The sequence below is a fragment of the Bradyrhizobium sp. PRIMUS42 genome (genome assembly GCF_023006515.1).
Lineage (GTDB): Bacteria > Pseudomonadota > Alphaproteobacteria > Rhizobiales > Xanthobacteraceae > Bradyrhizobium.
Genome location: NZ_JALBGZ010000227.1, coordinates 1 through 8,664, shown reverse-complemented (window position 1 = coordinate 8,664; position 8,664 = coordinate 1). Strand labels below are relative to the sequence as shown.

General features: G+C 64.1%; 8 protein-coding genes and 1 pseudogene. 5 read left to right on the top strand and 4 right to left on the bottom strand.

The features are described from left to right. Positions 1-570, bottom strand: a pseudogene (locus tag MOV75_RS18195) (hypothetical protein); the annotation flags it as partial. A gap of 291 nt (positions 571-861) precedes the next feature. Between MOV75_RS18195 and cysE the strand changes: the two are divergent. Further along, the gene (gene cysE / locus MOV75_RS18190) at positions 862-1,686 is read left to right on the top strand and encodes a serine O-acetyltransferase (RefSeq protein ID WP_246922297.1); all 825 of its coding nucleotides are present in this window, start codon (positions 862-864) and stop codon (positions 1,684-1,686) included. Between the two features lie 135 nt (positions 1,687-1,821). After that, positions 1,822-2,040 carry a DUF3126 family protein gene (locus MOV75_RS18185; RefSeq protein WP_007602550.1) on the top strand — a complete coding sequence of 73 codons (219 nt, stop codon included), beginning with the start codon at positions 1,822-1,824 and terminating at the stop codon, positions 2,038-2,040. Between the two features lie 245 nt (positions 2,041-2,285). Here MOV75_RS18185 and MOV75_RS18180 read toward each other — a convergent pair whose 3' ends face one another. Both MOV75_RS18180 and MOV75_RS18175 read right to left on the bottom strand, forming a co-directional pair. Then, the gene (locus MOV75_RS18180; RefSeq protein ID WP_246922294.1) at positions 2,286-4,172 is read right to left on the bottom strand and encodes a caspase family protein; all 1,887 of its coding nucleotides are present in this window, start codon (positions 4,170-4,172) and stop codon (positions 2,286-2,288) included. 331 nt (positions 4,173-4,503) lie between these two features. Further along, a complete protein-coding gene (locus tag MOV75_RS18175; RefSeq protein WP_246922291.1) occupies positions 4,504-5,211 on the bottom strand; it encodes a hypothetical protein in 708 nt (235 codons plus the stop codon). A 223-nt stretch (positions 5,212-5,434) separates the two neighbouring features. Between MOV75_RS18175 and MOV75_RS18170 the strand changes: the two genes are divergently transcribed. The 3 genes from MOV75_RS18170 to MOV75_RS18160 all read left to right on the top strand — a co-directional run bounded on the left by MOV75_RS18170 (position 5,435) and on the right by MOV75_RS18160 (position 8,200). After that, positions 5,435-5,764 (top strand): hypothetical protein, encoded by a 330-nt coding sequence (locus tag MOV75_RS18170; RefSeq protein ID WP_128920939.1) that lies wholly within the window; start codon positions 5,435-5,437, stop codon positions 5,762-5,764. A gap of 85 nt (positions 5,765-5,849) precedes the next feature. Beyond that, the gene (locus MOV75_RS18165) at positions 5,850-6,380 is read left to right on the top strand and encodes a gamma carbonic anhydrase family protein (protein WP_246922288.1); all 531 of its coding nucleotides are present in this window, start codon (positions 5,850-5,852) and stop codon (positions 6,378-6,380) included. Positions 6,381-6,505: 125 nt separating this feature from the next. Continuing rightward, positions 6,506-8,200, top strand: coding sequence for a PAS-domain containing protein (locus MOV75_RS18160; RefSeq protein WP_246922286.1), 1,695 nt, complete (start codon positions 6,506-6,508; stop codon positions 8,198-8,200). A 29-nt stretch (positions 8,201-8,229) separates the two neighbouring features. Here the strand turns inward: MOV75_RS18160 and MOV75_RS18155 are convergent, their stop codons facing one another. Next, positions 8,230-8,394 (bottom strand): hypothetical protein, encoded by a 165-nt coding sequence (locus MOV75_RS18155; RefSeq protein WP_246922284.1) that lies wholly within the window; start codon positions 8,392-8,394, stop codon positions 8,230-8,232. Positions 8,395-8,664: the final 270 nt, after the last annotated feature.

The following is an 8,664-nucleotide window of genomic DNA, read 5'->3' as shown; positions in this document are numbered from 1 at the left end:
CAGGAACGGCCGCGCCGTCCAGCCCACGGCGCAAAGACCGAGCAGCACGCCGAGCGTGGCGCTGTGAGTCGCGGCGGCAAAGGCGGTGAAGACGAACAGCGCGATCTTTTCCAGCGTCGATGTCCGTTGTCCGCCGACGACCAGCAGGAACAGCGACAGGATCGAGAGTCCGGCGAAGATGTCGGTGAGCAGCATGCTGGCAAGCCAGGGTAGCGCGGTCGATAGGACCAGGCCAAGGCAGATCGCGACGAAGCGGAAGGTCTGCATCATCGAGAGCACGCGAAGGGTGAGCTGCAACAGCCACAGCGCCGCCAGCGACTGGACCGCGAGGTTGATCCAGAAACCAAAACTCTCGCCATAGTGCAGATAGAGACCGAACACCGTGGAGCGGCTGGGGACGAGATAGCCCTCGTACCAGCGCGCCAGATAGCCGCCGGTATCCCATTGCAACAGGGGATAGCCGTTCCAGAACGCCGGCGCGATCATCAGAAGGGGCAGGGCCACCGCCGCCAGGCGCAGCCATAACGTATCAGCGGCGCGCGCGCGCAATTGATCGGTGGTGATGCTCAAATCTGCTCCCGTCCTCGCATGCGACCATGCCCGCAATAACGGTCGGCAGAGAATTCACCAATAGTTTGACGCCGCCCGGCTTGAATTTGGCAAAACTCTGACCACTTTGAGCCGACCTGCCGCTTGGAGGGCATCAGAAGAAACTGTTGTGTTTCAATATCTTGGCATGCCTTCGCGGGGCAGGATGCTGTTCACTCTCAGGCAAGCCCGTCGGGACTTTGTCGCCTAGACTATGCTATAGAGCCGGTAAAGCGGGCCCATTCGAAAGAGCAAATCCCAGAGAGCAAATCCATGGCAGTGCATCAGGTCAATCCGGGAGGAAAGCTCGCATCGCTCGATCCGATATGGGACCGGATTCGGGGCGAAGCGGAGGACATCGTGCGTCGCGAGCCGGAGCTTGCGACCTTCATCTATTCGGCGGTGCTGCATCACGGCCGCCTGGAGGACTCGGTGGTCCACCGCGTCGCCGAACGGCTCGATCACTCGGCCCTGTCGGGCGACCTCGTGCGCCATACCTATGGCGAGGCGTTGCGCGACGATCCCGATCTCGGGAATGCCTTTCGTGCCGATCTCGTTGCCGTCTATGACCGCGATCCGGCGACCTCGCGCTTCATCGATCCCTTGCTCTACTTCAAGGGCTTTCACGCGATCCAGACCCATCGCCTCGCGCACTGGCTCTATCTGAAGGGCCGCAAGGATTTTGCGTATTATCTCCAGAGCCGCGCCTCCGCGGTGTTCCAGACCGACATCAATCCCGCCGCGCGCATCGGGCGCGGCATCTTCCTCGACCACGCCACCGGCTTCGTCTGCGGCGAGACCGCCATCATCGAGGACGATGTCTCGATCCTGCACGGCGTCACGCTCGGCGGCACCGGCAAGGAGAACGAGGACCGTCATCCGAAGATCCGCCATGGCGTCCTGATCGGCGCCGGCGCGAAGATCCTCGGCAACATCGAGGTCGGCCATTGCGCGCGCATCGCCGCCGGCTCGGTGGTGGTCAAGCCCGTGCCGCACAACGTCACGGTCGCGGGCGTGCCCGCCAAGATCGTCGGTGAGGCCGGCTGCGCCGAGCCGTCGCGCACCATGGATCAGATGATCAACGCGATGGGGCTTTGAGACCCGGCTTTGACCTTGAAAAGGGGCCGGATTTTCCGGCCCTTTTGATCCCTAAATTCTTTGGCAATTGATGCTGGCGGTTCGTCGCGTCTCGTCCTAAAACCCGCCGACCATTTTTTCGATCGGAGACTTGCCGTGGACGTCAAAGAAGTCAGAAAGCTGGACGCATATCTGAAGCGCGTATTCGGCAATCCCAAGATTCGCGTCGTGCCGCGGCCGAAGAAGGACGATTCCGCCGAGGTCTATATCGGCGAGGAGTTCATCGGCGTGCTGTTCGTCGACGACGAGGACGACGATCGCTCGTTCCAGTTCCAGATGGCGATCCTCGAGGACGATCTCGTCGATCAGGAATAGACGATGCGTGCCGGTGCGGTGCTGCGGCCCCGTTCCGGCTCGACAAATTTCAACAGCGCCTTCCGCAAGGCCGTCGGGACGACGCCGAGCTTTTACCGCGCACGGAAGTTCGGCTGATCTGGTCGGCTACTGCCACCGCCGCCACGCCCGGGCGCCCGCCTGTCGCGAACATCCGCAACACGTCGTTGTCGCGTTGGCACGGTTGGCTGCTACGGGATCCAATGGTCCCGCAACGCCGCCCGGCCTCAAGGAACGCATTTGCCCGTTTGCGCGAAATTTTTCAGAACTCCGCCGCAATAAGGCGCGCAAGTGGACGCACCCGGACCGGAATTTCGATAGCATCTAGCTATGCACGCATCGTAATTGCACCCGCCGCCCGCGGCTGCGGCAACCGCGCCGCTACCTTCAATGGGCACGACGGCGCCGCCTGCGCGTTGGGGCTTGCCTTGCAAGGATTTCTCGTCGTTGGTCGCCGGTCGTTTCTCGCGCGTAGCAATCGACTTCTTGTCCTGTACTTTCTCGCACCCGTTATCGTCATTGACGCGATAGCCTGTACGGCAGGTGATCTTCACGCAAGCATCGCCATCGGCCTTGAAGCCGCGATCGCACACCAAGGGGCAGACCCGGCCTGGCTTGGCTTTGATGGCGTCGAGCGCGTCGAAGCTCGCCTGCTTGGCATCGAACTTCGTTCCCGCATACTTGTTGAACAATGTCAGCGAGCGTTGCGATGACGCGTTCCAGTCGCCGTCGGCAGCGACCGCCAGACAGCCGACGCGGCGCAACTCCGACTGAATCAGCTTTGCCGTCTCTTGCGGCGACAGGCTCGGCGGCGTCGAGGTTGGTGCGACAGCCGCAACCTTCGTGGTGTCGGTAACCTGCTGCTTCTCTGTGGTTCGCTCTTCGGCAGCCTGCTTGGCGTCATTTGCCAGCCTGTCGGCGAGCGCCTTCTCTGCGGCCTGCTTGTCGGCCAGCGCCTTGGCCACTGCGGCTTCGGCGTCCTTCCGTCGCTGCTCGGCGGCGGTCACCTTGGCCTCCTCGATCTCCTTAGCCTTCTCCGCCGTTTTCTTGGCGTCCTCAGCGGCCTTGGCGGCCGCAGCCGCTTTCTCCTGCTCGGCTTTCTTGGCCCGCTCGGCCGCGAGCCGAGACTTCTCGTCTTCGGCCTGCCTGGCCTTTTCCGCGGCGGCCGCGCGCGTTTCTTCGGCGGCGATCTTGTTCAGCTGGCCTTTGGCGAGATCGGCGTAGAACCCGCTTGGAAAGCGGTTCAGGAAGGCTGTCCATCCGTCACGCGTGCCCAGCTGAAGCGCCAGTTCGTAGTCGCGCCGGATTTCGGCATCCGGGTTGGCCTGCGGTCCGGCCGCGACAGGCTTGGATGCAACCAGCGGCACGTCATCGCCGCCGAGCGAGCCGTACACATATGGCTCCTGCTTGTAGCCTGTGGTCTTGAGGACGTCGTCGCGCACGAAGCCGAAGGCCTTACGCAGATCGAGGCCCGGCATCGGCAGACGTTCCACGAGCGCCGTGGCAAACGGGCTGTTCTTGGCATCGCCGTCCGAGGCGGTCGAGCCCGCCTTGGCCGCGAAGGCAATCATGGTGTTCGGGCTGGTCGGCTCGACCTTGGCGAGGCCGCGGCCGATCGCACGCGAGGCAACCGTACGCTTCATGGTCTTGGCGAACGGGTTGTCGCGGCAGGCATCCAGGATAACCAGGCGCAATTGCTTGGCCGGCTCGATGGCAAACAGCACCCTGTCGAGCGGGAACGCCTCGTCGAGAACGTCGGTATCGGTCTCCAGGGCGGCATCGGTTGGGATCAGATAGTTGGTGCCGTCGAGTTCGATGCCGTGGCCGGCGTAGTAGATGACCGCGACATCGGCCTCGCGGGCCTTGCCGCCGAATTCGCGCAGCGCCTTGCGCATGTCGACCACGTTCAGGTCGAGCTTGATGTCGACGGCGTCGAAGCCCGCCTTCCTGAACATGCCGCCGACCAGCGCGGCATCGTTCGCGGGGTTCGCCAGCCTCGCCACGTTCTTGTAAGCCGAGTTGCCCATGACGAGCGCGACACGCTTCTCGGCCAGCGCAGCGCCGGTCCCGAACCAGCTCGCAACAATCAATAAAACCAACAGCCGAAGCCGCATTCCAGCCCCCGAATGCAATAGCGTTAGATTAGTCGCACAATGCCCAAGTGCAATCTATGATCGGTGATATCAGTCACACATCGGTGCGGCGATCCGGGCAATCCCGGTACCGGGTCGAAGGAAGCGCAACCTTCAAGTCGATCTCTCTCATGATGCCATTGTGCCCCTATTTTGCCCGGCGGGTCAATGACAGTTCGAAAAATACGAAAATGCTCAATACGAAAATGCTCAATGCCGCCGATGCTTGGCTACTGTGCATGGGGTTGTTTTCGCAGTTTTTGTTTTGGGGGGCACCAGCCCAGCGGATCTCACGGCAGAGCAGGCGGCCGGCTCAGCCCTTCGGCCCGCGCAGCTGCGCGGTCAGCTTGTCCATCGCATCCGCCACGTCACGCCATTGCGACAGCCAGCTGCGCGGAAAGCGGAAGGTGAGGTCGGCGCCGCCGACGCGGCGCTCCGAGAGACACATGCCGGGCGTCGCAGCATCGCGGGTGCAGCGTGCGGTCAGCACCGGGCTTGCAGCGGAATAGAGGTCCTCGCTGCCGTAAGGGGTGTCCGTGCGGAACATCCGCATCGTCAAGCCGTCGACGGGCATCGCCGTGGCCTGGTCGAGGTAGCGCGGATAGATCGTGGCTGTCCGCTGTTCAGGCGCGAGCGCATCGTGATGAGCCGCGATCGACAGGAAGATGCGGTCGATCGATTGCACCGCGGCTTCCACCGTGTCGGCGGTGACGTGCTTCGGCGTGCCCGGCGGTTCCAGCGAGGGATAGAGGAAGTCGAGGTCAATGCGCTCCTGCGGTCCGGAGTGCCGCTGGATCTTCATGCGGATCGCGGTCGTCGGCAGGTTGAACAACGTGCCGCCGACGCTCACCGGCAGCTTGTCCGGGGCGTTCGCGCCGCGGGTGCCCCAGGTCGGCCACAGCAGATAGGCGACGAGCCCGACCGCGCATGCCGCGGCAATCCCGCCGAGCACGATCGGGACGACGTGCGCGCGGGTGCGCGTACGGGGGGACCTAAGGGGAGCTGCCGAAAACACCGTCATGAGCAAGCGCAAATCGAGCCGGACGTCGGCCGGTGGCCGACGAATCAGCGGCGAATATGACACGCGACAGCGATTTCGCGGAGCGTTCCCGGCTGCGGGGAGCGGGGACGGCCCTGCGCGGGAGGGGCGGCGCTGTTAACCTTCCCTTAAGGATAATGTAGCGTTAACCAGCACTATTTGTCACAGGAAGGCACCTCGCGTTGCGTAAGGGCGGACCGTTCCGATGACACCTGAAGCTCTCAATACCTTCTTCTCGATCTGCATTGGTTTCGCGCTCGCGGGCGCTCTCGTGAACGGATACCAGGCGCTGGCGCAGCGCCCCGCGGGCTTCGGCCTGTTGCAGGACGGCGTGGCGCCGAAGACCTTCGCGGCGGTGCCGTTCCTGGTGTTCGCCGCGCCCTTCATCATCATGCGCAACACGCTCCGCGGCATGCGGGTGGAAAGCCGCCGTGCCGAGTTCGTGATGATGGCGACCCTCATCGCGGGCTTCTGGAGCATGATGAGCGGCACCTTCTTCCTGATGACGCTGCGCGCGGCCGGCGTCCTGGGCTGACGCCCGGCAGGACCGTCCACCGGGCGGCCTTTGCCTCTTCGCCGCCGTTTCGCTATGGCTGAGGTCGACGTGACAGGAGACCCCCATGGCGATCTACGAGCTCGACGGGCAGGCGCCCGACCTTCCCGCCGACGGCAATTACTTCATCGCCGAAACCGCCACCGTGATAGGCCGCGTGCGCCTGAAGCCGGGTGCGAGCGTCTGGTTCGGCGCCGTGCTGCGCGGCGACAATGAGTGGATCGAGATCGGCGAGGGCGCCAATGTGCAGGACGGCTCGACCTGCCACACCGATCTCGGCTTTCCGCTCGTCATCGGCCGGAACTGCACGGTCGGCCATAACGTCATCCTGCATGGCTGCACCGTCGAGGAGGGCGCCCTGATCGGCATGGGCTCGATCGTGATGAACGGCGCCAGGATTGGCCGCCACAGCATCGTCGGTGCCGGTTCCGTCATCACCGAGGGCAAGGAATTTCCTGAACGTTCCCTGATCATCGGCTCACCGGCGCGCGTGATCCGCACGCTCGACGACGCCCAGGTCCAGAAGATGGGAAGCGCGGCCAAGTTCTACGTCGCCAACGGTCCGCGCTTCACAAAGGGCCTGAAGCGGATCGGTTGACACATCGGCGGTCTCCCGGCCGCGCCCTCTCGGTTCCGCGCCGTACAAATACCGGTTGAAACTTTAAGCCTCCGCTAGCGCCGCAGCGGTATCGTGGGGTGTTTCAACCAGGGGGGAGCTGCGCCATGGACGCTGCGGCACCGGCATCCGGCCTCGCCGCCGGAACCAATCTATTGAAGAAGTTCGTTCGCTTCGCGCGCGGCACCGACACGCTGACCGTTGCGGAGAAAGTCTACAGCATCGCCGCCTTTCTTGCGATCGTCACCACCTTCCTCATGGTGATGTCGGTCCAGTCGGTGCGGTTGCAGACGACCTATCGTCACATGCATGCGTCCTCGGCCGCTGCAGCGATCAACGTCGGACGCATCAATGCGCTGATCTATGCGATCGTCATGGAGTCGCGCGGCATCTACATGTCCACCGATCGTCGTGCGATGATGCCGTTCGCGGACGGATTGGTCCGGCGCAACCGCGAGCTCGCCGACGCGGTGAAGAACATGGAGCAGACCGTCAGCGACGACGATGCCGAGCAGTTCGCTGCATTCCGCCAGCGCATATCGCAGTTCATCGAATTCCGCCAGGAGCTGGTCCGGCGCGGTGTGGAGATCAGCTCGGCGGCGGCCCGCGAATGGGGCGACAACGACGCCAATCGGACGGTGCGCAGCAAGCTCAACAGCGATATCGAGGCGCTCGAGCGCATCTACCAGCAGCGTGCCCGCGAGGCGGACGAGCTCGCCAATGAGAATCACTACGCCGCCGCCTATCTGTTCGCGCTCGGGCTCGCGGCACTGATCTTCGCTGGCCTGAACGTCGTCGTCATGCGGGGCTCGGTCGTCGGCGCGCTGGCCGACATCACGCAGGCGACCGACCGGATCGCGCAAGGTGACGTCAAGAGCGAGGTGCCGCATTTGCGCCGTCACGACGAGATCGGACGACTTGCGCGCGCCGTGCAGAATTTCCGCGACGCCGTGGCGCGCATCTTCGAGCTCGAGGAGCTCGAGCTCGGCACCGCGCAGGCACGTGACGCGGCGAGGACCGAGCGCGACAACTTCAACGACAAGTACCAGGCCAAGAAGTGGCAGCTTTCGGCCGCGATCAACAGCATGCCGCAAGGTCTGGTCATGCTCGACGGCAAGGCCAATGTGGTTGCGATGAATTCCAACTACCGGCAGATCTACAATCTGCCCGAGACGATCCAGGCTGGATCGTCCCTCGAGGAGATCCTCCGGCACCGGGTCAACAGCGGACTGTTCAGCGGCGACGTCGCGAAATATGTCGCGGCCGTTCTCGATCGCATCGCCAGGCGCGAGCCGACGGCCTACGAGATCGCGTTGAACGACGGCCGCATCATCAAGATCTACGAGCGTCCGATGGACGGCGGCGGCTGGGTGTCGGTGCAGGAGGACGTCACCGAACAGCGACAGCGCGAGCGCATTCTGGAGCGGATGGAGCGCTTCCTCGCCACCATCATAGAGAACGTGGCCGAGGGCATCATCGCCAAGGATGCGCGCAACCAGCGCTACGTCTTCGTCAACAAGGCCGCCGAGAAGATGATCGGCATGTCGCGCGGCGAGATCATCGGCAAGACCGCGCGGGAATTATTCTCCGCGGAGGCGGCCGCATTGATCGAGCGGCGCGATCAGCAGCTCCTCGCGCAGAAGCAGCAGCTCGAGCCGATCGTCGACACCATCGACAACCCCGCGCGCGGCCGCCGCGTGATCTCGGCCCGCCGGGTACAGATCGGCGGTGCCAACGAAGAGTCCCACATGTTCGTGACCATGGTCGAGGACCAGACCGAGAAGATGGTGGCCGCCGCATAGCCATCGGCGCGTGCCGCGGGAGCGGCGCGTCAGCGCCCCTCGGATTCGGCCGCTTCGATCGCACCTGCGGCCTTCTCGTGGCCGGCGGCCCACAGGGCATGGTCGTCGCTGCCGTCGAGGTAAGGATTGGCCTCAGCCGGAATGTTGTCGCGCGCGGCGCGTTCGCCTTCCGCAAAGGGATCGCGATCGGTCATGGTGATTTGCCTCCTCGGCTTTCAAGCTGACGCGACGGCATTTGTTCCGGAACTGGACTTCGCGGCGGCGGTTGACCGGTAAAGGAGAATTTCCGATGCCCGCAACCGCCTCAATCAAGACCATGATCCTGATCTTCGCGCTCGCGGCGGTGCCTGCCGTCGCCTTCGCGCAGGCGACCGGCGGTTCGGCCGGATCGTCCGGAGGCTCTGCGGGGTCGACAGGAGGCGTCGCCAACTCGCCGGCTCCTCCGCCCGGCACGAACAGCCTCG